The 22,819-nt window shown below is 69.6% G+C and carries 22 protein-coding genes; 8 read left to right on the top strand and 14 right to left on the bottom strand.

The window, feature by feature from the left end; genetic code table 11:
• Both O7629_RS32335 and O7629_RS32330 read left to right on the top strand, forming a co-directional pair.
• Entirely contained in the window at positions 1 to 486 is a 486-nt protein-coding gene (locus O7629_RS32335; protein ID WP_278174090.1) for an acyl-CoA thioesterase, read from the top strand.
• 2 nt (positions 487 to 488) lie between these two features.
• Positions 489 to 1,067, top strand: coding sequence for a flavin reductase family protein (locus O7629_RS32330; protein WP_278174088.1), 579 nt, complete (start codon positions 489 to 491; stop codon positions 1,065 to 1,067).
• Positions 1,068 to 1,266: 199 nt separating this feature from the next.
• On the opposite strand, the gene O7629_RS32325 is transcribed toward O7629_RS32330, so the two are convergent.
• Positions 1,267 to 2,637: a cytochrome P450 gene (locus O7629_RS32325; RefSeq protein ID WP_278174087.1), complete on the bottom strand. Its 1,371-nt coding sequence runs from the start codon at positions 2,635 to 2,637 to the stop codon at positions 1,267 to 1,269.
• A complete protein-coding gene (locus O7629_RS32320; protein WP_278174086.1) occupies positions 2,634 to 3,620 on the bottom strand; it encodes a DUF1702 family protein in 987 nt (328 codons plus the stop codon). The genes O7629_RS32325 and O7629_RS32320 overlap by 4 nt, the downstream gene beginning before the upstream one ends.
• A gap of 328 nt (positions 3,621 to 3,948) precedes the next feature.
• On the opposite strand from O7629_RS32320, the gene O7629_RS32315 reads away from it, so the two are divergent.
• Together O7629_RS32315 and O7629_RS32310 are read left to right on the top strand one after the other, a co-directional pair.
• Positions 3,949 to 5,019, top strand: coding sequence for an NAD-dependent epimerase/dehydratase family protein (locus O7629_RS32315; RefSeq protein ID WP_278174084.1), 1,071 nt, complete (start codon positions 3,949 to 3,951; stop codon positions 5,017 to 5,019).
• Between the two features lie 37 nt (positions 5,020 to 5,056).
• Positions 5,057 to 5,836, top strand: coding sequence for a maleylpyruvate isomerase family mycothiol-dependent enzyme (locus tag O7629_RS32310; RefSeq protein ID WP_278174083.1), 780 nt, complete (start codon positions 5,057 to 5,059; stop codon positions 5,834 to 5,836).
• 266 nt (positions 5,837 to 6,102) lie between these two features.
• Here O7629_RS32310 and O7629_RS32305 read toward each other — a convergent pair whose 3' ends face one another.
• The gene (locus tag O7629_RS32305; RefSeq protein WP_278174082.1) at positions 6,103 to 6,915 is read right to left on the bottom strand and encodes a helix-turn-helix transcriptional regulator; all 813 of its coding nucleotides are present in this window, start codon (positions 6,913 to 6,915) and stop codon (positions 6,103 to 6,105) included.
• A 418-nt stretch (positions 6,916 to 7,333) separates the two neighbouring features.
• Positions 7,334 to 8,260, bottom strand: coding sequence for a carboxymuconolactone decarboxylase family protein (locus O7629_RS32300; RefSeq protein ID WP_278174081.1), 927 nt, complete (start codon positions 8,258 to 8,260; stop codon positions 7,334 to 7,336).
• Positions 8,261 to 8,703: 443 nt separating this feature from the next.
• On the opposite strand from O7629_RS32300, the gene O7629_RS32295 reads away from it, so the two are divergent.
• Together O7629_RS32295 and O7629_RS32290 are read left to right on the top strand one after the other, a co-directional pair.
• Positions 8,704 to 9,303: a carboxymuconolactone decarboxylase family protein gene (locus O7629_RS32295; RefSeq protein WP_278174080.1), complete on the top strand. Its 600-nt coding sequence runs from the start codon at positions 8,704 to 8,706 to the stop codon at positions 9,301 to 9,303.
• Positions 9,304 to 9,328: 25 nt separating this feature from the next.
• On the top strand, positions 9,329 to 10,204 hold the full coding sequence (locus O7629_RS32290; RefSeq protein WP_278174078.1) for an SDR family NAD(P)-dependent oxidoreductase: 876 nt from the start codon (positions 9,329 to 9,331) through the stop codon (positions 10,202 to 10,204).
• Between the two features lie 107 nt (positions 10,205 to 10,311).
• Here the strand turns inward: O7629_RS32290 and O7629_RS32285 are convergent, their stop codons facing one another.
• From O7629_RS32285 to O7629_RS32275, 3 genes are all read right to left on the bottom strand, one after another.
• On the bottom strand, positions 10,312 to 10,953 hold the full coding sequence (locus O7629_RS32285) for a copper resistance CopC family protein (RefSeq protein ID WP_278174076.1): 642 nt from the start codon (positions 10,951 to 10,953) through the stop codon (positions 10,312 to 10,314).
• On the bottom strand, positions 10,943 to 11,497 hold the full coding sequence (locus O7629_RS32280; RefSeq protein WP_278174792.1) for a hypothetical protein: 555 nt from the start codon (positions 11,495 to 11,497) through the stop codon (positions 10,943 to 10,945). The genes O7629_RS32285 and O7629_RS32280 overlap by 11 nt, the downstream gene beginning before the upstream one ends.
• Positions 11,498 to 11,649: 152 nt before the next feature.
• A complete protein-coding gene (locus O7629_RS32275; RefSeq protein ID WP_278174075.1) occupies positions 11,650 to 13,008 on the bottom strand; it encodes a carotenoid oxygenase family protein in 1,359 nt (452 codons plus the stop codon).
• 116 nt (positions 13,009 to 13,124) lie between these two features.
• Here O7629_RS32275 and O7629_RS32270 point away from each other — a divergent pair, with 116 nt between their 5' ends.
• Together O7629_RS32270 and O7629_RS32265 are read left to right on the top strand one after the other, a co-directional pair.
• The gene (locus O7629_RS32270; protein WP_278174074.1) at positions 13,125 to 13,880 is read left to right on the top strand and encodes a TetR-like C-terminal domain-containing protein; all 756 of its coding nucleotides are present in this window, start codon (positions 13,125 to 13,127) and stop codon (positions 13,878 to 13,880) included.
• A gap of 136 nt (positions 13,881 to 14,016) precedes the next feature.
• On the top strand, positions 14,017 to 15,558 hold the full coding sequence (locus O7629_RS32265; RefSeq protein ID WP_278174073.1) for a GMC family oxidoreductase N-terminal domain-containing protein: 1,542 nt from the start codon (positions 14,017 to 14,019) through the stop codon (positions 15,556 to 15,558).
• Between the two features lie 78 nt (positions 15,559 to 15,636).
• Here O7629_RS32265 and O7629_RS32260 read toward each other — a convergent pair whose 3' ends face one another.
• The 7 genes from O7629_RS32260 to O7629_RS32230 form a co-directional block, all read right to left on the bottom strand.
• A complete protein-coding gene (locus O7629_RS32260) occupies positions 15,637 to 16,383 on the bottom strand; it encodes an SDR family oxidoreductase (protein ID WP_278174071.1) in 747 nt (248 codons plus the stop codon).
• 180 nt (positions 16,384 to 16,563) lie between these two features.
• Positions 16,564 to 17,262, bottom strand: a complete 699-nt coding sequence (locus tag O7629_RS32255) for a DUF899 domain-containing protein (protein ID WP_278174070.1) — start codon at positions 17,260 to 17,262, stop codon at positions 16,564 to 16,566.
• A gap of 91 nt (positions 17,263 to 17,353) precedes the next feature.
• Complete coding sequence (locus tag O7629_RS32250) at positions 17,354 to 18,904, bottom strand: AMP-binding protein (RefSeq protein WP_278174069.1); 1,551 nt, start codon at positions 18,902 to 18,904, stop codon at positions 17,354 to 17,356.
• Complete coding sequence (locus O7629_RS32245; protein WP_278174068.1) at positions 18,901 to 19,707, bottom strand: p-hydroxycinnamoyl CoA hydratase/lyase; 807 nt, start codon at positions 19,705 to 19,707, stop codon at positions 18,901 to 18,903. Before O7629_RS32245 ends, O7629_RS32250 begins: the two co-directional genes overlap by 4 nt.
• Before the next feature lie 429 nt (positions 19,708 to 20,136).
• Entirely contained in the window at positions 20,137 to 20,589 is a 453-nt protein-coding gene (locus tag O7629_RS32240) for a ChaB family protein (RefSeq protein WP_278174067.1), read from the bottom strand.
• An 82-nt stretch (positions 20,590 to 20,671) separates the two neighbouring features.
• Complete coding sequence (locus O7629_RS32235) at positions 20,672 to 21,055, bottom strand: DUF1622 domain-containing protein (RefSeq protein ID WP_278174066.1); 384 nt, start codon at positions 21,053 to 21,055, stop codon at positions 20,672 to 20,674.
• Positions 21,056 to 21,233: 178 nt separating this feature from the next.
• Positions 21,234 to 22,742, bottom strand: a complete 1,509-nt coding sequence (locus tag O7629_RS32230) for an LPXTG cell wall anchor domain-containing protein (protein WP_278174065.1) — start codon at positions 22,740 to 22,742, stop codon at positions 21,234 to 21,236.
• Positions 22,743 to 22,819: the final 77 nt, after the last annotated feature.

Below are 22,819 nucleotides of genomic sequence, written 5' to 3'. Positions count from 1 at the left end.
ATGGAGTCCTACTACGAGTACCGGCACCTGGTGGGTTTCGAGGAAACCAACCTGGTGGGCAACGTCTACTACGTCAACTATCTACGCTGGCAGGGCCGGTGCCGGGAGATGTTCCTCCGGGACCGCGCGCCGGAGGTGCTGGCCGACATCCGCGACGATCTCAAGCTGTTCACCCTCAAGTGCGAGTGTGAGTTCTTCGCCGAGATCAGCGCCTTCGACGAGCTGTCGATCCGGATGCGGTTGGAGGATCTGACCCAGACCCAGATCGGCTTCGCGTTCGACTACGTCCGGCTGCGGGACGGGTTCGAGGAGCTGGTCGCCCGCGGCCGGCAGCGGATCGCGTGCATGCGCGGGCCGAACACCGACACCCGCCCGGCCCGGGTGCCGGACCCGCTGCGGATCGCGCTGTCGCACTACGCCGTCGCCAGTGGTAACGGCAACGGCAACGGGCAGCGCCGGGTGCTCGAAGACGTCAGGGAGGGCTGACCGTGGCTACCGACAAGCAGACCGTGCCGGGCGTCGCAACGGCCGGTTCCAACGGTACGGTCGGGGCGGCCGGATCCAACGGTACGGGCAGGGGTGACCACGCCGAGCTGCGCACCGTGATGGGCATGTTCGCCACCGGCGTCACCCTGGTGACGTCCGGGACCGACCTGCCGCACGGGATGACCGCGAACGCGTTCTCCTCGGTGTCGCTGGAGCCGGCGTTGGTGCTGGTGTGTGTCAAGCGCACCGCGGTGCTGCACGCGACGGTCCTGGCCCAGGGCACCTTCGCGGTGTCGATCCTCGGCGCCGACCAGGAAGGGCTGGCCCGCTACTTCGCCAGCTCGTCGCGGCCGCGTGACGAGCGGGAGTTCGAGACGGTCGACCACTGGGCGGGGCGGCACACCGGCGCCCCGATCATCTCCGGCAGCCTGGCCTGGGTGGAGTGCAAGCTGGCCGCCGTCTACGACGGCGGCGACCACTCCATCTTCCTCGGTTCGGTGCTCGGCACCGGCCGCGGTGACGGCCACGACGCGCTGCTGTTCCACGGTGGCCGGTTCGTCGAGGTCGCCGGCCGAGGCTGACCCGACCCGCCACCCGACCGGGCGGTCCCGCGCACAGCGGGACCGCCCGGTCCTTCGTTGCAGCCCGGTCCTTCGATGCGACCCCGTTCTTCGATGCGGCCCGGGTCCACACCGGAGATCGGGTGCCCGTCGCCGGCCGGACACGACGCAGCCGGCGCTCGCAGGTGCGAGCGCCGGCTGCGTCAGGTGGGCGGCCCGGTCAGGCCTCGTGGACCCGCATCGGCAGGCCGCCCCGGACCCGCAGAGTCAGCATCGGTTCGGGGACCAGGCGGTAGCCGGGCTGCACCGACATCCGCAGCCGGCGCGCCACGCAGGCGATCACGAACACCGCCTCCATCAGCCCCAGGTTGTTGCCGACGCAGAAGCGCGGACCGGCACCGAACGGGATGTACGCGTACCGGGGCCGGTCGGTGCCGCGGTCGGGGTCGAACCGGTCCGGGTCGAACCGGTCCGGATGCGGCCAGAACTCCGGATGCCGGTGCAGGGTGTACGGGCAGAGCACCAGGTCAGCGCCGGCCGGCACGTGGTAGCCGCCCACCACGTCGTCGCCCTGGGCGATCCGGGGCAGCAGCCAGACCGGTGGGTAGAGCCGCATCACCTCGTCGACGACCATCGCGGTGTACCGCAGCCGGTGCAGATCCTCGTAGACCGGTGTCCGGTCGCCGAGCACCTCGACCGCTTCGGCGTGCACCCGCTCCCAGACGTCGTGGTGTCGGTCGAGCAGATGGAACGCCCAGGTCAGGGTGCTGGCGGTGGTCTCGTGGCCGGCCAGCAGCAGGGTCACCAGCTCGTCGCGCATCCGCTGCCGGGCGACCTGCGGATCGGTCTCCTCGCTGGTCGATCCGATCAGCCGGGACACCACGTCGTCGCGTTCGGCGATGCCGCCGGCCGCGCGGCGCCGGGCGACCAGCTGATCGACGACGTCCTGCAGCTCGGCGCGGGCCCGGCGGAACCGCCGCTGCCGGGGCAACGGCACCCAGGTCGGCACCGCGCCCAGCGACATCATCTCGAAGATGGCCTGGTCCTGGACGGCTTCGAACGCGTCGCCGATGCCGCCGAACTCACCCAGGTCGGTGTCGAGCAGTGTCCGCCCCAGCACCCCGAGGGTCAGGTCGGTCATCTCGTGCCGGATGTCGACCGGTTCGTCGCGGCCGACCATGGTGTGCAGTCGGTCGGCCAGACCGACCGCCTCCTCGGCGATCGCGCCGGCCTGCCGGGCGATGCGCCGGGCCTGGAACACCGGCTGGATCGTCTTGCGCTGTTTGCGCCACAGCTCACCCTCGCTGGTGAGCAGGCCGTCGCCGAGGGTACGGCGGGCGTGGACCAGCCCGATCCCCTTGTGGTAGTTGCCCGGGTTCTCGGCGAGCACGTGCTTGGCGTGGTCGGGGTGGTTGAAGAAGTACAGCGTCTTCGGCCCCAGTGGCAGCCGGACGGCGTCGCCGTAGCGGGCCGACACCGACCGCATCACGTCCAGCCGGTTGCGGGCCATCCGGGCCAGGAGGGCCGGTGCCGACCAGGGTGACGGCCCGGGGGGACGCAACCGGCTGGGTTGGTCGGCGAGCGCGGTCACGGTTGCGCCCCGACGTCGGCGCGGAAGCGTGCGGCGACGGCGCACCGCCACACCTCGTACGCCGGCAGGTCGGACTCCGCCGCGACGGGCGGGATCTCCTCGTCGGTGATCTTGGCCGCCTCGGCCGCGCTGGTCCGGCAGAACACCTCGGTGCCCAGCTCGGTGTGCGGCGTCAGCAGCCCGGCACGGATCCGGGCCTGGGCCGCGAACGCGCTCGCCTGGGCGACGAACGGGGCATGGTCACCGGAGCGGCGCAGGAAGAGGGCGAGCTCCGCCTCGGTGGCGCCACCGGCGTACGTAGCGGCCAGGCCGGCACCGCTGTACAGGTCCTGGTGCCGGGCGACCGGGAACGCGTCGATCAGGTCCGCGGCGCGCGTCGGGTCGGAGCCGGCGACGAACCAGATGGCCCGGCCGATGCCCTGGTCCACGACGCGGTCGGCGTACCACGTCGGGCCTTCCGCCGGCCAGGGGAAGCCGCGTACCGTCCGCCGGTTGACGACGTACTCGGTGGTGTGGAAGTACGCCTGGTGAAAGCCGTACCCGTCGAGCACCAGCCAGCGCAGCAACGGGTCGGTGGCGGCGGCGCTGGCCCGGCCCCAGAGGAACCGGGGCAGCCGGGCCATCGCCCAGCCGATGCCGACGTACGCCATGTAGACGTGCCGGTCGCCGGTCCCGGCGAGGAACTCGGCGCTGCGCCGGGGTTTCCCCGGGGTGATCGCGTCGACCAGGGCGAAGCCCATCGCCGCGCCCTCGTAGGCGAACCCCTGGAAGCGGGTCGGCAACGGAGCGAGGTCGGTGTCGACGTCGGTGACCCGCCGGGCGCCGGCGGCCGAGGAGAGCCCGGCGAGGAACGCGGCACCGACGGATTCCAGGACCTCAACTGCTTCCGGCCCTTTGTCGTGGAAGCCGCGAACGGATACCCGGGTCTGCGAAATGTCAGGGGTCAGGACCCGTTGCCGGAGTCCTCGGATGATTCCGGTCACCTATCGCTCCCATTCATCCAGATCAGACAAGCATCATCATTGATCGTGCCGGCGCGGCAGTGCGGGCGCCACTTCCCGATTGCCCTGTGACCTGCGGCTAAGTAGCGTCAACAACGGCACGATGAGAGAAGACCACCGTCGCTCGCCGGGGCACGATCGGACCGGACCGACACCAACGAAATTGTTGTACGACACACCGAGCGACGACCTGTGCGGGCACTCCACGCCGGTACGGGAGATTTGTTTTGCCCAGGCGCCGTTATCGGCCCGGTCGGCGCACGATATCCGACCATGGCGCATGGGTGGATTCCAGAAATGGAGGAGACCGATGCTGGTCCTGGTCACCGGTGGCACCGGATTCGTCGGCGCGCACACGGTCGCGGCCATCCTGGCCGCCGGCCACCAGGTCCGGGTACTGGCCCGCGACGTCGCCGGGGTGGCCCGGGCGGTGGCACCGCTGGGAGTGCCCGACACGGCGGTCGACGTGGTGGTCGGTGACGTCACCGACCCGGCCGCGGTCGACCGGGCGGTCCGGGGCACCGACGCGGTGGTGCACGCCGCCTCGGTCTACTCGTTCGACAGCCGGCGGCACGCCGCTACCCGGCGGACCAACGTACGCGGCACCGAACTGGTGCTGGCGGCGGCGCGTGACCATGGGGTGGCCCGCACGGTGTACGTGTCCACAGTGGGTGCTTTGCTGCCGGCAGGCGGCTCACCGCTCGGCGCGCGCTCGCCGCTCGGCCCGCGCTCGCCGGTCGGCACCGCCAGCGAGACCTACCTGGCCAGCAAGGCGGCGGCGGAACGGATCGCCCGCCGGCACCAGGAGCAGGGCGCGCCGGTGGTGATCAGCTATCCCCCGGCGCTGCTCGGTCCGGACGACCCGAAGATCGGCGACCAGACCGCCCGGCTGCGGTACGTGCTGCGCGGCATGATGCCGGTCTGGCCGACCGGCGGTTTCCCGGTCGGCGACGTCCGCGACACCGCCGCCCTGCACGCGGCGCTGCTCACCGCGCCGAGCGACGGCCTGGACCGGCACTTCGGGCCGGGACGGTACGTCAGCACCCGCGACTACGTGGCCACCGTCCGTGCGGTGACCGGGCGACGGCTGCCGACGGTGTTCCTGCCGGCTCGGGCGATGTTGCCGTTCGCCCGGCTCACCGACCTGGTGCAACGGGTCTGGCCGTGGCACATCCCGGCCGAGTACGGAGCCTGCTACGTCTGCGCCTGCGCGGCCCACCCGCCGCAGGACGCGCCGTTGATCGGACCGCCCGCCCGCCCGTTCGACCGGACGGTCGCCGACACGGTGCGCTGGCTGCACCGGACCGGGCGGCTTTCTGCCGAACAGGCCGGGCGGGCGTCGACCGACCCGGCCGGACAGCCATTGCCCGACCGACAGTGATCCGCCGTGGCGACACGGCCGTACCAGGGAGGCAAGCATGTCCGTAAGCGACTCCGTCCGCGCCGAGTCGAATGCCTCGGGCGCCGGACCGACCCCGGCCGGACCGGCCGCGGCCGGGTACCGGCAGGTCCGCCGGAACGTGGCCGAGCTGCTCACCGCCGGTTCGCCGGACCTGGCCGCAGCCGTACCCGGCTGCCCGGACTGGAGCATCGCAGACCTGGCCAGCCACCTGGTCCAGGTCTGTGCCCGGGTGCATGAGCGGATCGTCTCGGGTGAGGCGGCGGCGGAAGGCACCGGCGGCGGACCGCCGCCGGCCGGCATCCAGTTCTCGCTGCTGCCGGCGGACCGCGCGACCGCACCGCTGCCGGCTGGCGGGATCGGCGAGCTCCTCGACGACTGGACGCGGTTGAGCGGGCCGGTCGAGCAGTTCCTCGGCGAGCCGTTCTCCGTCCGGCGGGGCATTCTCGTGATGGACGCGTTCACCCACGAGCTGGATCTGCGCCAGGCGCTCGGGATGGATCCGCCGGCACCGGAGCACCCGGCGCTGCCGGTGGCGATGGGCATCCTGGCGAAAGGACTTTCGCTGTCGACCCGCAACCGTGGCCTGCCGGCCCTGCGGGTCGAGACCGACCTCGGCCAGTGGCCGGTCGGCGAGGGTGCGCCGGCGATCACCGTCGCCGGCTCCTGGCACGACGTCTACCAGGCGATGTCCGGCCGGCTGACCGAGGAACGGATCCGCGCGCTGCGCTGGAGCGCCGACCCGGCACCGTGGATCGCGGCGTTCACCTGGGGACCGTTCGTCGTCCCCGGCCGCTGACGTCACCGCCAGACGTCGCTGCCTGGCCCGGGGCGGTTGCCTCGGCCGGTGGACGCAGTGTCACCTCGCCGGGTCGAGGTACCTGACTGAGCTTGATGCCGCAGGTGCATATTGATGCACCTGCGGCATCACGTCTTCGGAAGCACTTACCGGAGGCGTCGTTGAGGATCCCTCGTCCCCGGCGGTCGGGGAGCACACGTATCGACGTCGCTCGGTCGCCCGGCCGGCAGCAGGTGCCGCCGGCCGGGCGAGGGCAGGCCCTCGGGTCACGATCGGATCGCGCCGACCACCCGGGTCCGACCGGCGACGCGCCGTTCGTCACGGCTGCGGGACCGACGGCCCCGAGACCCGGTCACGTGTCCGTCGAGTTCGGGCAGTGCGATCAGGATGGGCAGGTCGAAGACGCCGGTGGCGTGCAGCTCCAGGTCGACGGTGAGATCGGTGCCGACCGTCACCGACAGCGGCTCGTGCGCGCCGACCGCGAGCGGACGTCGGGTCGACGGGCGGGCGCTGATGTCGTCCAGCGCGATCGCGGCGGCCCGCAGGTACCATTCGCCTTCCGGGACGTCGGTGAGCAGGTAGTCGCCGGACGCCTCGAGGATGTCGCAGGCCGCGGGCAGCCCTTGCACGATCGGGCTGTCGAACACTCCGACGTAGACCTTGACCGGGACGTCGATCGGCGGCAGCACGACCTTTCCGCTGATCGTGGCGGCTCGCCGGCTGCCGGCCGACCGGGGCTGGGACAGCTGTGGGATGCCGTGCTCGGCGAGCCACCGGTAGCGTGCCGGTGAGATGCCGACGCTGCGGGTGAACCGGCTGATGAAGGTACCCAGGCTGTTGTAGCCGACGGCGTAGGCGATGTCGGTCACGCTCATGTCGGTCTCCAGCAACAGGTGTTTCGCCTTGTACAGCCGGATCGCGGTCAGGAAGCGGCCGGGCGACGTGCCCGTCTTGGACCGAAACAATCTAGAAAAGTAGAAACGACTCAGAAAGGCAGAATCGGCCATAGCGTCGAGTGAGAGTGGCTCGTGGTAGCGGTCCCACATGATGGCAATAGCCCGTTCGACGGCGTTAGGCACTGCGGATCAACTCCATTCGGCTGTAGACGACGAGGTCGCCTCTCGAACAGTGCGCTCGCGCGCTGGTCACCCACTACAGATTCCGGGAGCATCGACACACACCTATTGTCCCAGCTCAGGCGCATCACCGTGCCGCCACCACCCTGGCTGGGGGCGACGGTAGTGATGCACTGAGGGTAATCACCAACACGCTGCTTGGCTGCGCGACGGCTCACGGGAGGCAGGAAAGTGTCGAACAACGCTCCACCATCTAGGCCCTGACCGGTCTGGATGAGTTAAGACCCTACCATAAATCGAGAACAATAAGTGCAGCCAAATTTCGACGTTCTTGCTCTATCAATGGCCGAGCGTCGATCACCATCCGTAGCGGATACCCGCATTACTCGGCGATGCCCTTTCTGTCCGAACGGAATGTCGCCTACCCCCGCATCGGGAGCAAATTGCCCACCCGGCGGGCCGCCGCCATCGCCGCCCAGGAGGAGAGTTCGACCAGCGTACGGTCGCTGGTGCCGACCTGTCGGCAGCGCTCGATGACGGCGGGATCCACCTGGTACGAGGCGAAGGCGACCAGCAGCGCCAACCGGGCCACCGGCCGCTGGTCGGCGGGCAACGGCGCGATCAGCTCCTCGACCCAGACCCGGCTGATCCCGCGTGGCCCGCCGTGCCACCGGGCAAGGTTGTCCGACACCAGGGCGCGGATGTTCGCCGGCAGCGCGCGGGCGCCGGCGTCGTCGATCACGGCGCAGGCCCGTGCGTACGCCTGGGCGACGGTGTCGTTGCCGGCCGCCCAGGACAGGTCGGCGGGCAGATCGGCGGCGGGCAACAGCCCGAGGGCGGCACCGGGTACGTGCGCCTGACGGGCAGCCGCGGCCATCTGCCGACCGAGTATCCACAGCACCGGCGGCAGCGTGAACTCCGGCACCCCGGGCGGTAGCGGTACGTCACGGAGGAACACGTTCACCATCCGGTTGAGGTAGTGCAACAGCACCGCCACACCGGCCAGGTCGGCGAACTGCTCGTCCGGAAACTGGGGATCGACCGGCTTGCCCGGATTATCCACCGACATCACCCACTCGACGACGACGTCCAGTTCCGGGTCATTCGTCGCGGGCTGGTCGCGCCGGCCCGGACCGAGCACGGTGAGCGCGCTGTTGTGGATCATCGCGCAGTACGGGCAGGCGTTACCGGCCGAAACGGCGGTGGCCACCGCCTCCTTGGCCGCCCGGGACGCCAGCCCGGGCACGATCAACGTCTCGCGCAGCACCAGCCACGCCGCGGCGAGCATCTCGGGCGCCGCAGCGTGCAGGGCCACCGGCGGCGCGAGCACCCCGAAGTCGCCTTCCATCTGTCGGTACACCTGAGATACGAGACCACTCGCCCTTCCTCGCCGCACTGCGGAGACGTAGCGAATCTGAGTCAGCCCCAGGCCGCTCAGCACCGGACGCATCAGACTTCCCGGCATCATGACCTCATCCGTTCCAATTGATTGGTGACAGGCTATCGGTTGATACTGCCACGTAGCCAGAGCTATCGGAGATCGCGCCCCTCTTTCGCCGGTCTTCAAAATGGTGCCCCGACTAGGCAATCTGGGAGAGCACGGCGCCCTGCCACACGTGCCATCATGAGGCGACCAAAATGCCTGTCGACCGTTGCCACAGGTGCTGCCTGCTCCGCCGTGCGCCACCGTCGCGGCTGGCACGGCAGGTGTCGTCCCCGGTTCGGGTCTGGTGTGGAGAGTTGACGCACGGGCAGGCCCGGCACCCGCTCACCCACTGAGGAGAACACTCAATGGAAACGACGACAAAGCAGCCGGGAATCCGGGTCCCGCTGATTGACGAGGAGCACGCCGAAGGCCGCACCGCCGAACTCTACGAGCAGATCAAGGCGGTCACCGGGCTGCCGTTCGTGCCGGACATGTTCCGGCTCACCTCGACCAATCCCCGGCTGCTCGAGGTGGTTGTCGCTGGCTACGGGGGGATCTTCAAGGGCGACACCCTGCCCCGCGACCTCAAAGAGTTGATCTCGGCCTGGACATCCAAGCTGAACGGCTGCCCGTACTGTGTGGGCACGCACAGCTGGTTCCTCAGCGAGTTCGGCGGCAGCGAGGAGCTGGTCGAGGCCGTCTCGACCGCCTCGACCGCGGAGGAACTGCCGGTCGACGAGCGGACTCGGCCGCTGATGAAGCTGGTCGAGAAGGTCAGCACCGGCGCGTACAAGATCACCGACGCCGACTGGGAACGGGCCGCCGCCGCCGGTTGGAGCGACGCCGAGATGCTCGAGGCGGTCTTCTGCGCCAGCCTGTTCGCCTTCATCAACCGGCTGGTCGACGCGACCGGGTTGGGTACGTCGACCGACCGCAGCCGGATCGCCCGACAGGGCGACGAGTGACCTCCGGTCGGAAAGGAGTCCGGTCGTGACACGATCCCGCGCGATCCTGCTGACCGGTGCGTCGTCAGGCACCGGCATGTCATCCGGCTCGGGCCGGGCGGCCGCGCTGCGCCTGCACCGGGCCGGCTGGCCGGTCTACGCCACCGGCCGCAACGTCGACGCGCTGGCCGATCTGGCCGCCGAGGGCATCACCGTGATGCATCTCGACGTCACCGACGAGGAGTCGATGGCCGCCGCGGTCAAACGGATCACCGATGAGCACGGCGCGGTCGGTACGTTGATCAACAACGCGGCGTACAGCCTCAACGGCACCATCGGGGAGACCCCGATGGACGAGGTGCGGGCCCAGTTCGAGACGAACGTCTTCGGTCTGTGCCGGCTCACCCAGATGGTCCTGCCCGGGATGCGGGAGCAGGGCGGCGGCCGGGTGGTGCTGATGTCGTCGATCTTCGGGCTGTTCGCGACGCCGGGTCGGGGCTACTACCAGGCCACCAAGCACGCGTTGGAGGCGATCGGCGACTCGCTGCGGCACGAGGTGGCCCGGTTCGACATCAAGGTGGTGCTGATCGAGCCGTCGCCGATCCTCGGTGGCTTCGTCCCGGACAGCGTCGCCGACCTTGGCATGCAGTCGCACGGCAACCCGGCGCTGTACAAGGACTTCTGGGACTACTTCGTACAGTGGCACCAGGCATACCGGCTCAGCGACAACCCGCCGCTGCGCGGCAAGATGGCGGTCCGCGCCGAGCATGTCGCCAAGGTCATCGAGACCGCGGTCACCCACCCCAACCCGCGCGTCCGGTACCGGCTCGGGATACCCGCCCGGCTGCTGACCCGGATGCGGGCGACGATCGGTGACCGCAACTGGGACCGGTTCGTCCGCGCGTTCTTCCCTATCCCCTGACCTGACCATGACCAACGACTGATCGGCGCCGGCGGGTCCGCCCACCGGCGCCGATCGGTCGGTCTGGCACGGCGACGGACGGCGCGCTCCGCCCGCTGCCTGATCGGTCAGTCAGGATCGCGGTAGCGCAGTGACGTCGGCCGGCCGTCGCGCGGGCGCAGCCACAGCAGCGCGATCACCACGAACAGCACCAGCCCGTCGATGACCAGCAGGGTCGCGCTGAATCCGTCGATCTCGTGCGCGTGTTCGGATACCGCGTCCGTACGGGCCTCGCGGGTCGCGGCGTCCAGCGCGGCCGGCGGCACGCCGGTGCCAACGCTGAACCGGTAGACGTCTGTCACGTCCGAACCGTCGGGAAAGGTCACGTGGTACGCGACCGTGTAGTCACCGTCGGCACCGATCTGCACCGGCTGGTGCACCCGGTCTGGCGCGACCTGCCGGTAGTCGCCGTCGGTGACCTCGTCGCCGGCCCCGTCGAACACCTCGACGTGGGACAGTTCCGGCTGCACGGTGTCGGTGAAGGACAGGGTCACGCCGGTCGGCGCGACGCTGAGCGCCGCGTCGACCGGTGGGTCCGCCAGGAGCAGCCTGCCGTCGTCGGCACGGGCGCTGCCGGGAGTGGCCAGCAGCACCGCGGCGACCACGGCGACGCCGGCCACCGCGGCCACCGCCACCACGGCGGCCGCCGCGACGATGCCGGTCAGCCCGAAGGTGCCGGCTGGTACGCCTGGGCGGGGGTCAGGCCGCATGGGGGGCGAGCGGTCGGACTCCCGACCGATGGCCGGCGCAGCTGCACCTCATCTGCTCCCGCTCCCGCTCGTTCGGGCGCAGGTGCAGGTACATGGCGACCACCATCGGGATGAAGACCACCGAGTTGTAGAACAGGTGCAGCTCGACGCGGGGCACGATCAGCTGCACCACGCTGGTCACCACCGGCTGACCGAAGAAGATGGTGCCGGTCTGCGCCTGAATCAGCAGCAGCAGATGTTCGATGTGGTGCCAGAACTGGATGGCCAGTGCGATCGTCCACCAGGTCCGGGCCCGCCCGGTGAACCCGGGGCGGAGCAGGAACAGGAAGACGAGCATCACGATCGCGTACCCGTAGTGCAGCCACTCGGAACTGACCAGCCAGGGGAACCACTGGCCGAGCACACCACGGGCCTGCGGCCGGGGGTTGCCGAGCACCCAGATCTGGTACGCCTGGACCAGGTGCTCGGCCCAGTGCGCGAGCACGACGACGAGGAAACCGTTCAGGGCCAGCTTGTGGTGTGCGCCGTTGAGCCGGGCCAGCATGCCGGTAGACCCGGAACGGGCGGGGTGGGGGGTGGGGTGGGCGGCGGAATGGGCCATTTTACATACCTTCCGTGAGACAGGCATGACATCCTGTGGCGAAGCTAGCCGGCAATATGACATCGTGGATAGCGGAAATTGCCCTGTTCGCTGAATCAGCCGGCGAGCCAGTTGGCGTGGAAGCCGCTGGGCACCCGCACCGGCAGGTGCACCACGGCCACCGGCTCGCCGGTGAAGTCGGCGGCGTCGAGCACCACCAGGCTGCTGCGGTCGACCCGGCCGTCGTACACAAAGGTGAGTAGCCAGCCGTCGTCCTCCGCGCCGACCGGGCCGCGCGGCACGAAGACGGCCTCCCCCGCCTCCCGGTGCGGCCCGAAGTCGTGCACCGCCACGTCCCGACGGTCCAGATCGTGCCGCAGTAGCGCCGAGCCGCCGAGCGCGCCGGCACCGTCCTGCATGGCCACCGTGTACGCGTAGCGGTAGGGGGTGGTCTTGCGCCGGTCGTCGATGCGCGGGAACTCCTGCGGAATGTCGTCGAGCTGTTCCGCCGTCACGGACCCGCTGGTCAGATCGAGGGTCCAGCGCCACAGCGTCGGGGCGCACTCGCCGGGCGCCCGGCGGTCCCGGTCGAAGACCCGCTCGTGCCGTACGACGTCGATCACGCACCGGTCGGCGGTCTCGTAGGCGTTCACCGGGTGGAAGACGTAGCACGGATCGACCTCGAACCAGCGCACGTCCGGCCCGGCGGCGGCCCGGGGCAGCAGGCCGATCCGGGCCGGCCGACCGGCGGACCAGGCGTACGGGAACCGGGATCCGGCGTGGGCCAGGGCCGGGTCGAAGGCGACCGGCAGGTCGAACAGCACGGTGTGCCGGTCGGTCAGGGCGACCGAGTGCATCAGCGGGGTGCCGACCACCTCGATCCGGGTGCTGCGCTGTACCCGGCCGTCCACGCCGACGACCAGGTGTTCGACGTAGGGCAGGTCGTGGTAGTAGGCGACGGCGAACAGCTCCCCGGTGACCGGGTCGGTCTCGGCGTGCGCGGTGAAGCCGTGCGGCAGGGTCGCGTCGAAGTCCGTCCGGGCCACCGAGTCGAGCTCGCCGTCGAGCTCGATCGGCAGGACGCCGGCTTCGCCGAGCGCGAGGGTACGGCCGGCGTGCCGGATCACGTTGGCGTTGGCGTTGTCACTCAGCCCGTGCCGGGGGCCGGGGATGGGCAGTTCACCGCGGGTACGGGCGACGCTGTCGCTGCGTACCCACCGGTTGCGGTACCACAGCGCCCGGCCGTGCCGCAGTCGCACGCCGTGCACCATGCCGTCGCCGACCAGCGGGTGTGCCCGCGGGTCGGGCCGGGTCGGGTTGGGGCCGATCCGGACCAGGCAGCCGTCGAGTTCGGCGGGCAGCCGGCCGGTGACGACGAGGTCGGTCTCGCTCCCGGTCGTCTCGTAGGCGACGGGTCGCCGGTTGTCCCGGCGGACGGTCGCGGGGGTCAGGGGTGAGTGGGTGACGACGCTCATCGGGGCCTCCACCGGCCGTACGACCTGGACGGCATCGTTACGCACCAGCGTTACGTTTCGCAGTTACGTAACAACGTTATGTCTCGACGGTACGCCGGGCGTGAGATCATGTCAATGTGAGTCCGCGCCGGGTCGATCCGCAGCTGGCCGCCGCCCTGCTCGAAGCAGCCGCGCGGCTGCTGGCCGAAGGCGGCACGGCGGCGCTGACCACCCGCCGGCTGGCCGCCGAGGTCGGCACGTCGACCACCGTCGTCTACACCTACTACGGCGGGATGGACAACCTGGTCCGGGCGATGGTGCACGAAGGCTTCGCCCGGCTGCACCGGCGGATGGCGACCGTCCGGGCCACCAACGACGCCGTGGCCGACGTGATGGCGCTCGGCTACGCGTACCGCGCCAACGCCCTCGACCACCCGCAGCTCTACCTGGTCATGTTCGGCAGCTCGGCACTCGGCGGGTTCGCCCTCGGCGAGGGTGACCGCCAGCACGGCCGGTACACCCTGGAGCCGCTGGTCGACGCCGTGTCCCGGGCCACCGAGCAGGGCCGGTTCCGGCCGGCCGACCCGCTGCTCGTCGGGCAGACCATGTGGATCGCGCTGCACGGCCTGGTCGCCCTCGAACTCGGCGGCTACCTGATCGACCCGTACGACGCCGACCTGTGCTTCGAGACCCAGTTGCGCTCGCTGATGGTGGGCGCCGGCGACAAACACGAAGCCACCATGATCTCGCTGGCCCGGGCCCGCCGACGCCGACCGCCACGGCCGGCGTCGGCGTCGACGTCGGCATCGGCATCGGCATCGGCGCCTGCGGCGTCGGCACCACCGAGCCAGAAAAACAGCGCCCTGAGCAATACCGGAGAAGTAACACCCTGAGCAACGGCGGAGAAGCACCGCGAATTGGCAAATGTGATGCTCATCGGGGGACGTGAAGGTCCCTGCGATGGATGCGCATCCACTCCTGCGAAAACGCCCAGGATCGCCAACTCGACACTGCCGAAGGACGCCGCTGATGAACGAATTCGATTATCTGGTGGTCGGAGCCGGGTCCGCCGGAGCCGCACTCGCCGCCCGCCTGAGCGAAGACCCGCAGCGCAGGGTGCTGCTGCTGGAGGCGGGTCCGGACTACGCCACCGTCGACGAGACACCGGACGAGATCCTCGACGGCAGCGCCATGTCGATGTCCACGTACGACTGGCACTTCAAGGCCGAAATCACCGACCGCCGGCGCATCATCTTCCCGCGCGGGAAACTGACCGGTGGATCGTCTGCGGTCGGCGCGACCATCGCCCTGCGTGGCACGCCGAACAACTTCGACGAATGGGCGTCGATGGGCAATCCGGCGTGGGCCTGGAACGAGGTCCTGCCGTACTACAAGCGACTCGAAAACGACCTGGACTTCGACAACGAGTACCACGGTCAGGGCGGTCCGATCCCGATCCGCCGGTGGCGGCCCGACGAGCTGGCCCCGGTGCAGCACGTCTTCCACGAAGCCGCCCTCAAGGCCGGCTTCCCCGACGTGGAGGACCACAACCACCCCGAGGCCACCGGGGTCGGTCCCATCCCGTCGAACCGCAACGACACCCGTACCCGCTTCTCCACCGCGATGGGCTACCTGGGCATGGCCCGCGGCCGGGCGAACCTGACCATCTACTCCGGCGCGCAGGTCAACCGGGTGCTGTTCACCGGGACCCGGGCGCACGGCGTGGAGGTCACCAACCCGGCCGGCGGCACCGAGGAGATCCACGCCCGCAACATCGTGCTGGCCGCCGGAGCGGTCAACTCGCCGGCGATCCTGATGCGCTCGGGCATCGGTCCGGCCAGCGATCTGCGCCGGCTCGGCATCGATGTGCTCCTCGACCGTCCCGGGGTCGGCGGCACCCTGATCGACCACCCGCGCACCGGCGCGTTCATGGTGCCGAAGGAGGGCACGTTCGACCCGCAGGACGCCTTCCTGCAGACCATGGTGCGCACCACCGCACCGGGCTCGGACGAGTTCAACGACCTGCAGTACTACATGATCAACCACTTCGATCTGACGCTCTTCCCCGAGCTGCAGATGCTGGCCGCGGCGAAGACGATCTTCGGGGTGATGGTGGTGCACCAGCGGCCACAGTCGAGGGGACGGCTGGTGCTCGCCTCGGCCGACCCGACGTCACCGCCGGACATCGACCTGAACTTCCTCGCCACCGAGCAGGACATCAAGATCCTGGTCGACGCGGTCCGCACCTGCTGGCAGCTGATGCAGACCCCGGGCATCGTCGACCGCGGCGACCGGTTCGTCGTCCTCGGCGAGGAGATGGTCGCCGACGACGACATCCTCGGCCACTACGTCCGGCTCAGCCTGGACAGCGGCTACCACCCGGTCGGCACCACCCGGATGGGCACCGCCGACGACGCCGAAGCGGTCGTCGACGAACGACTGCGGGTGCACGGCACGGAGAACCTGTACGTGGGCGACGCCTCGGTCATGCCGTCGATCGTCAACTGCAACACCAACCTGACCTCGATCATGATCGGCGAGCGGCTCGCCGACTGGCTGGCGGCCTCCTGACCGCCGGCACCGACCGGGGTGACACGACATGCCCCGCGGGTAGCACGCTACCCGCGGGGCATCACCGTCGGTCCGGGGTCAGGACAGTTTCTTCAGCCCGGCCCCGGTGAGCTCGTAGCCCGGCTCGACCGCCGCGGCGTCCGCCCGGACCAGGTCCAGCAGCGCGGCACCGGCGATCTGCGGGGTCAGCGGCGGCCCGATCCGGTTGACGAACTCCTCGGTCGACTTGCCGGCGCGGGCCGCGTACGCCCGTACGGCGGGCAGGCCCACCCCGGTCATCGGCGCGAACCTCGGCAGCACGGTGGTGAAGGTGATGTCCAGACCGGCCCGCTTCGCCTCGTCCTGGGCGTAGCCGGTGATGTAGCGCTGAGCCGCCTTCGCGCCGGCGTAGCCGCCGCTGAGCGGCGATCCGCCGAGCACGGCACCGCTGCTGATCACGATCACCCGGCTGCCCGGACGCAGCGGCTTGAGCAGCACCTCGCGCAGCCAGTGGAAGGTGATCCGCACGTCGGTCTCCCAGTTGACCGAGAACGTCTCCCAGGTCTGCTCCTGCAGCGGGCGCATGTGCGGGGTGGCCCCGGCGACCAGGATCACGGCCTCCGGCTCGTACTGGTCGATCAGGGTGGCCGGGACGGTGGCTTCACCGGCGTCGGCGATCTCCGGCTGGATCGATCCGGCGCCGTTGGCCGGCGCCGGGAAGTCCATCGCGGTACGGGCCACCGCGATCACCGGCGCACCGGCGTCCGCGAAGGCGGTGGCGACCCCGTGGCCCAGGCCCCGGCTCGCCCCGACCACGATCGTGGTCCGGCCAGACATGTCACTCATGGTTCCTCCACTGTGTTGAATGATGGGGTGGCTGCTGGATGGCTGCTCCGGCCCGACGTTCCACCGGCCATTGGGTGGTGGCCGGTGGAACGCGGGACGGCCGGGACAGGCCTACGGCTCCGGCTTCTGGCGAATCCGTGGATTCGCCAGAAGCCGGAGCCGTCCCGCCCGGATCAGGGGCTACTTCTGGAACCTGGTGCCGTTCCACCAGTTGGTGCCCGGCACCGCCGCGTTCTCCGCGTCGTACCGGTCCTTGTGACGCCACCAGTCCCACGGGTGCTCGAGCTCGTCCTCGCGCCGGCCGAGGTGGGTGATGTCCAGGTAGTTGTAGAAGTTCTTGAAGATCTCACCACCCCGATCGAAGATCGAGTAGGTGAAGTAGACGTCGTCGCCGTCGCGGTAGAAGGCGCTGACGCCGGGCGACTCGCCCTGCTCGGTGGAGACCTCGTAGTCGTAGTTGAAGTCGCTGCCGAACGACGAGTACCAGGGGATCTCCCAGCCCATGCGGGCCTTGAACGCCTGGAAGTCGGCCAGCGGAGCCCGCGAGATCATCACGAAGGTGGTGTCCCGGGCCCACATGTGCGACAGCTCGCCGACGCTGTCGGCCTGCATCGAGCAGCCGATGCAGCCCTCCTTGTCGCCCGGGGCGTACATGAAGTGCCGCACGACGAGCTGGCGACGCCCCTCGAACAGGTCGAGCAGCGTCAGCGTGCCGTTCGGCCCTTCGAAGAGGTACTCCTTTTCCACCTTGACCATCGGGAGATTGCGGCGCTCCTCCGCAATCATGTCCCGCGCCTTGGTGACTTCCTTCTCCTTCTCCAGCAGCGCTGTACGAGCCGCCAGCCATTCATCTCTGGAGACAACTTTCGGAGGGTTCATCAGATCTCCTCAGAACTTCGGCCGGAACCATCCATGGCCAGAATGACAGGAAACTGGTCGCCGGGACTTCTCCCCGCTTGCCCGGCACCGACTACGAGCTGAACGTCCGCTCCTTCAGCCGACGCCGCTCGATCTTGCCCACCGGGGTACGGGGAATCTGCTCGATGAACTCGATCTGCCGGACCTTCTTGTACGGCGCCACCCGCTCGGCGACGAACGCCATGAGCTCCTGCGCGGTGGTCGGCTCCTTCGCGACCACGAAGGCCTTCGGGATCTCGCTGGCCTCCTCGTCCGGCACACCGATCACCGCCGCGTCCGCCACCTTCGGGTGAGTCATCAGGACCGCTTCGAGCTCGACCGGGGAGACCTGCTGGCCCTTGTACTTGATCAGCTCCTTGATCCGGTCGACCAGGAACAACTCGCCGTCGTCGTCGAGGTAGCCGAGGTCACCGGTGTGCAGGAACCCGTCCGGCCGGAGCACCTTGCTGGTCACCTCGGCGGCGTTGAGGTAACCCTTCATCACGTGCGGACCCCGGATCAGGATCTCGCCACGCTGGTGCGCACCGAGCTGCGCACCAGTGGTCACGTCGACGATCCGGCACTCGACGTTGGGCGCCGTCCGGCCCACCGACGCGGGCACCAACGGCTCCTCGAGCTGCATGAACGACGTCATCGCCTCGGTGAGGCCGTACCCCTGGGCGATGTGGCAGCCGAGACGTTCCCGGCAGAGCCGGGCGATCTCGGGGTCGAGCGCGGCGCCGCCCGAGACGATCGACCGGACCGACGACAGGTCGTACCGGTCCGGCAGCGGGCTCCGGGCCAGCAGCACGGCGAGCGTGGGGACGATGTAGAGGCGGGTGATCCGGTGGTCGTGGATCGCCTTGACGTACCCCTCCGGGTCGAACCGCGGCATCGTCACGATCGTCGCGCCCTGCAGCAGGCTGGCGCTCATCACCATGATCAGACCGAACGCGTGGTGGAACGGCGGCATGGCGAGCACCTTCTCGTCCGCGCCGAGCGGCGTGACCGTCCTGGTCTGCAGCACGGTCGCGACGATGTTGCGGTGCGTCAGCATCACCCCCTTGGGACGTCCGGTGCTGCCGCTGGAGTGCAGCAGCGCCGCGACGTCCTGCGCCGGGTCGATCGCCACCTCCGGCGGCGGGTCGTCGCTGAGCAGCTCCGACAGCGGCGTCGCGCCGTCCGCCTCGCCCATCACCACGATCTCCTCGACCTTGGTACGGGCGGCAAGCGCCGCCGCCTTGGGCACCTCGGACGGTACGGTCACCAGCAGCTTCGCGCCGGCGTCGGTGAGGTGGCCGGCCAGGTCGTCGGGCGTGTCGATCGGGTTGAGCACGACGACCGTGCCGCCGGCCAGCGACGCGGCGAGCACCACGATCGGATACTCCGGCACGTTCGGCGCGAGCATCGCCAGCACGTCGCCCCGGCGCAAGCCGCGGGCGTGCAGCCCGGCGGCCAGCCGGCGAACCATCGAGGCCAGTTGGCGGTACGTGTAGCCGTCGCCGCCGGCCACGTCGACCAGTGCCGTACGGTCGCCGTACTGTTCGGCGCGCTGCAGCACGAACGCCGGCAGCGACAGGTCCGGGATGTCGACGGTCGTCGGCGTCGGGGTGGTGGTGGTCATGACTTCGCCTCCGCGCGGCTGTAGGTGCTCAGCCCCGGCTGGTAGGCGCGCTTCTCGAACTGCTTCAGCGCGACGTTGACCCACTCGTTGCCGCTGAGCCGGGACAGCTCCCAGAGCTTGGCCTGGTCGTAGTCGATGGCGGTCGGCAGGTCCATGGTGGTGGTGCGCTCGTACACCTGCTTGGCCAGTTCCAGGGTGATCGGGTTCTTCTTGGCGATCTTCCGCACGATCCGGTCGGTCTCGGCGTCCAGCTGGTCGGCCGGCACCGCCTTGTTGACCAGGCCGTACTCCTGCGCCTGCTGGCCGGTCATGGTGTCGCCGGTCAGGATGTAGTAGAGCGCCTGCTTGCGGGGCAGGTTGTGGGTGGCCGCCCAGGTGGCGCCGCCGGCCGGGAAGATCCCGAAGTTGATCTCCGACAGGCCGAACAGCGCGGTCTCCGACGTCACCGCCAGGTCACAGAGGCCGGTGACCAGCAGGCCGCCGCCGAACGCGAACCCGTTGACCTTGGCGATGGTCACCGCCGGGAACGCCTTCAACCGCTTGAACCAGTTCAGCGCGACCAGGTTGGTCCGGTAGAACAGCTGCGGGTCGTCGAACGGCTGCAGGAAGCACTCCTCGAGGTCCATCCCGGCGCTGAAGCTGTCGCCGACGCCGGTCACCACGACCGCCTTGACGTTGCCGGCCGCCTCGATCGTGTCGAGGGCCTGGTTCATGTCCCGGTGCATCTGCGGGTTCATGGCGTTCTTCTTGGCCGGGCGGTTCATGTAGATGGTGGCCACCGGGCCGTCCATCTCGAGGTTCACGGTTTCCAGCACCATCATCTCGGTTCCCTCTTTCCGGTCGGGCAACGAAAAATGCGCGCACGTGACCTTGGCCGCTCGCTCGGCCGTACAAACCGGATTTAGATAGTGCAGCCTCCGGTAGGCCCGCCGCGCTACGAGCATCACAAGTACCGATCCGGCACGCTTCTTTGGTGTTGCCTTGCCCCGGTGAACCGTCAAGGCCGATACGGCATGACTCACCGCACCGCTTGCCGAATATTGCCCACAATCGCCGACCGGGCGGCAGGTAACGGCATTCTGGGAGAGGACGCGCTGGAGCCCGGTCCGGAAGAATTCCGGGATGGCGGTCCGCAGCCCCTCGGACCACCCGCAAGGTCGTGTGACCCGGTCCCGGCTACAGCCGGGACCGGGTCACACGGTCAGTCGCGGACGTTCAGGTGTGTCAGGCGGTCACTTCTTTCGGGCCTTCGCGGTCGCCCGCGCGTTCGCCTTCTCGATTGCCTTGACCAGTTCGTCCTTGTTCATGTCCTGCGGGTGGTCGATGCCGACCTGGCGCGCCACGTCGTCGAGGTGACCTTTGCTGGCGTTGGCGTCGACCCCCTGGGCGGTCTCGCGCGGCTCGCGCAGCGACCGCGGTGTCCCCTGGGCCGCCTGTGGATCGGACGGGCCCAGGCTGTCCTTTGGCTGCCAGTGGTCGCCGACCTTCTCGTGGCTGTGCTTCAACGAGGCGTACGCCGCGCGGTGCGCCCGCGCCGGGTCGCCGTAACTCTCCTCGGCCGACTCCAGGGTCTTCTTGTAGGTCCGTACGGCCTTGTCGTCTGAGCGCGCGATCGTGCTGGGCACGTCGTCGCGCATCTGCTCGGCCTGCTGGTGCTTGTCGGCCTTTTCACGTTTGGCGGCCATGGTTCCTCCTCACGGGCGTCGTCGGCACCGGGGACGGCACTGAATCACGCCGTACCGCATCCCATACCCGCGATGCCGCCGGTCATGCCCGCGGTTCCGTCGCTGCGGCGTCGTCGCCGGTGGCACGCCGCTTTCCCCACGGCCACCGGCCGTCCAGCTCGACCTCCAGGGAGAAGCTGAGGAAGGTACGCACCGCGACGATCATGGCCAGCACGCCGACGGACTGAAAGGTCGGCGAGATCGCCACGGTACGGATGATGTCCCCGGCGACGAGGAACTCCAGCCCGAGCAGGATCGCCCGGCCGATGTCCTGCCGGTACCGACGGTAGGTCGCCCGCATGTTCCGCTCACGCAACGCGCCACGCAGGTAGAGCACCGTGCCGGCGACCAGCCCGGTGAGGATGATCAGCACGCCGAGGGCGTCGACCGTCGTACCGATGACCAGGACAGCTGTCTCGAAGTTCATCTCTGATCACGATGTCCGAATCAGTCGACGCCCGATGCACGACCAGGATAAATCACGCTATACGTGCGTGAAGTGATATTTCACTGTCTATCGCTCTGGACAGACAGCATTCGGACCCCACCGGGTGAGCCCGGCGGGGTCCGAATGGACGGCGTACGGTCGGATGCTCCTATGGAGGTCAGTCGACGACGGTGACGATCCGACGGCGACGGAACAGCACCACGGCCGCCGCACCTGCGACGACGAGGACCGCGCCGAGGCCAGCGAGCAACCCGGCGTTGGCTCCGGTCACCGGCAGCCCGCCGCCGGCGCCTTCGCCGCCGCTGCCGAGAGTGATCTCGGCGGTGTTGTTGTCGGTGTCCGGGTCCTGCACGCCGCCGTCGATGACGATCGAGCCGGCGGCACCGGCCGTACCGATGATCTCCACCTGGAACGGGTAGTGGAACGTCTCCCCCGCCGCCGGGCTGTGCGTGGGCCGGCAGAAGTAGACCAGGCCGTTCGGCTGACCGCGGTCTTCCCAGACCGGGTTTCCGTCGACGACCGGGGCGCAGCGGTCACCGACGGCGACCGCTTCGACTCCGGCTGGCAGCGTCACCAGCGCGGACGGGGCCCACGCCTGGCCCGGCAGGATCAGGTCGGCCGGGCCGTCGTTGCGCATGCCGACCTCGATGTCGACCACGTCGCCGACCGCTCCCTGCACCGTCGCGCCGATCGCCACCGAGTCGGCCGGCTGGTGCGGAATGGTGACCAGGAAGTCGGTCCAGTTATCGGTGTCGTTGAGGTCCGGCAGCGGCTCCAGGGTGGCCAGGCGGAGTTCGTTGCCGGCGGATCGGGCGGACATCGTGCCGAGGGCCGCGACCTCGTCGTCACCCAACGGCAGCACCGACACCGTGACGATCCGTTCGGAGGGGCCGGGTGCGGTCTCGTTGACCTTGACCCGCAGCGGGGTCTCGTCGTGCAGGGTGAACACGTCACCCGGGCCGACCTCGCCGAGGATCTGACAGGTCAGCTCGAGGAAGTCGGCGTTGTACTCGCAGTTGTCGTACCGGTCCGGCAGTTCGAGGTCCAGGCCGGTACTCAGCACCACCTGGACGCCGGCGGCGGCCACCGTGCCGACGTTCGCGGCTTGGACCGGCACGCTCGTGCTCTCCCCCGGCTGCAGCGTCACGTCGTCGATGTCGCCAACCACGAGGTCGACCCCGGGCCAGGCGAGCTGGACGATGCCGGTGGTCTGCTGCTCCTCGGGCATGTTCGCGGCGGAGGTGGTGACCTCGATGACACCCGAGTACTCCAGGACGTCCAGGTCACCCGGCAGGGCGTCGACCCGGTAGACGTGCGTCGAGTCGCCGGCGAGTTCCTCGAGCGTGCAGGTGGCCACCTTGCCGGCGACCGTGCAGCCCTGGCTGGCGCCGGGCAGGTCGATCCGGAACGCGTCCGACACCGCGGACGCGTCGATCGTCACCGACACGTCGATCGCCGGGGTCGGCACACTGTTGTCGATGGTGACCTCGATCGGCTTCGGCGTGGTCGCGTCCATCGCGATGTTGGTCACGTACTCGATGGACGGCGAGACCCAGGCGATTTCGTCGGTCTCCACGGCCTGTGCCGGCGTGGCGATCGAAAGAGCGGCCAGGCTGGTGGCCGCGCAGCCGGCGGCAAGCCGGCCGAAGACTGTCCTTCTGGGCATACTGCGGTTTCCCCCGATGGAATGTCGAAGCAGCGGATCAGCTGAGATGGTTACAGAGGACAGCGCACATTAGTCAC

The sequence above is a fragment of the Solwaraspora sp. WMMD792 genome (assembly GCF_029626105.1).
Taxonomy (GTDB): domain Bacteria; phylum Actinomycetota; class Actinomycetes; order Mycobacteriales; family Micromonosporaceae; genus Micromonospora_E.
Note: the sequence above shows the minus strand (reverse complement) of the source record. Positions and strands in the feature narration are given on the sequence as shown.

What these genes read in the sequence shown, in the direction of transcription:
- O7629_RS32335 (WP_278174090.1), top strand. Translation starts at nt 1, where the DNA reads ATGGAGTCCTACTACGAGTACCGGCACCTGGTGGGTTTCGAGGAAACC.
- O7629_RS32315 (WP_278174084.1), top strand. Translation starts at nt 3,949, where the DNA reads ATGCTGGTCCTGGTCACCGGTGGCACCGGATTCGTCGGCGCGCACACG.
- O7629_RS32310 (WP_278174083.1), top strand. Translation starts at nt 5,057, where the DNA reads ATGTCCGTAAGCGACTCCGTCCGCGCCGAGTCGAATGCCTCGGGCGCC.
- O7629_RS32300 (WP_278174081.1), bottom strand. Translation starts at nt 8,260, where the DNA reads ATGGAAGGCGACTTCGGGGTGCTCGCGCCGCCGGTGGCCCTGCACGCT.
- O7629_RS32295 (WP_278174080.1), top strand. Translation starts at nt 8,704, where the DNA reads ATGGAAACGACGACAAAGCAGCCGGGAATCCGGGTCCCGCTGATTGAC.
- O7629_RS32285 (WP_278174076.1), bottom strand. Translation starts at nt 10,953, where the DNA reads ATGCGGCCTGACCCCCGCCCAGGCGTACCAGCCGGCACCTTCGGGCTG.
- O7629_RS32280 (WP_278174792.1), bottom strand. Translation starts at nt 11,497, where the DNA reads ATGCTGGCCCGGCTCAACGGCGCACACCACAAGCTGGCCCTGAACGGT.
- O7629_RS32275 (WP_278174075.1), bottom strand. Translation starts at nt 13,008, where the DNA reads ATGAGCGTCGTCACCCACTCACCCCTGACCCCCGCGACCGTCCGCCGG.
- O7629_RS32265 (WP_278174073.1), top strand. Translation starts at nt 14,017, where the DNA reads ATGAACGAATTCGATTATCTGGTGGTCGGAGCCGGGTCCGCCGGAGCC.
- O7629_RS32260 (WP_278174071.1), bottom strand. Translation starts at nt 16,383, where the DNA reads ATGAGTGACATGTCTGGCCGGACCACGATCGTGGTCGGGGCGAGCCGG.
- O7629_RS32255 (WP_278174070.1), bottom strand. Translation starts at nt 17,262, where the DNA reads ATGAACCCTCCGAAAGTTGTCTCCAGAGATGAATGGCTGGCGGCTCGT.
- O7629_RS32250 (WP_278174069.1), bottom strand. Translation starts at nt 18,904, where the DNA reads ATGACCACCACCACCCCGACGCCGACGACCGTCGACATCCCGGACCTG.
- O7629_RS32240 (WP_278174067.1), bottom strand. Translation starts at nt 20,589, where the DNA reads ATGGCCGCCAAACGTGAAAAGGCCGACAAGCACCAGCAGGCCGAGCAG.
- O7629_RS32235 (WP_278174066.1), bottom strand. Translation starts at nt 21,055, where the DNA reads ATGAACTTCGAGACAGCTGTCCTGGTCATCGGTACGACGGTCGACGCC.
- O7629_RS32230 (WP_278174065.1), bottom strand. Translation starts at nt 22,742, where the DNA reads ATGCCCAGAAGGACAGTCTTCGGCCGGCTTGCCGCCGGCTGCGCGGCC.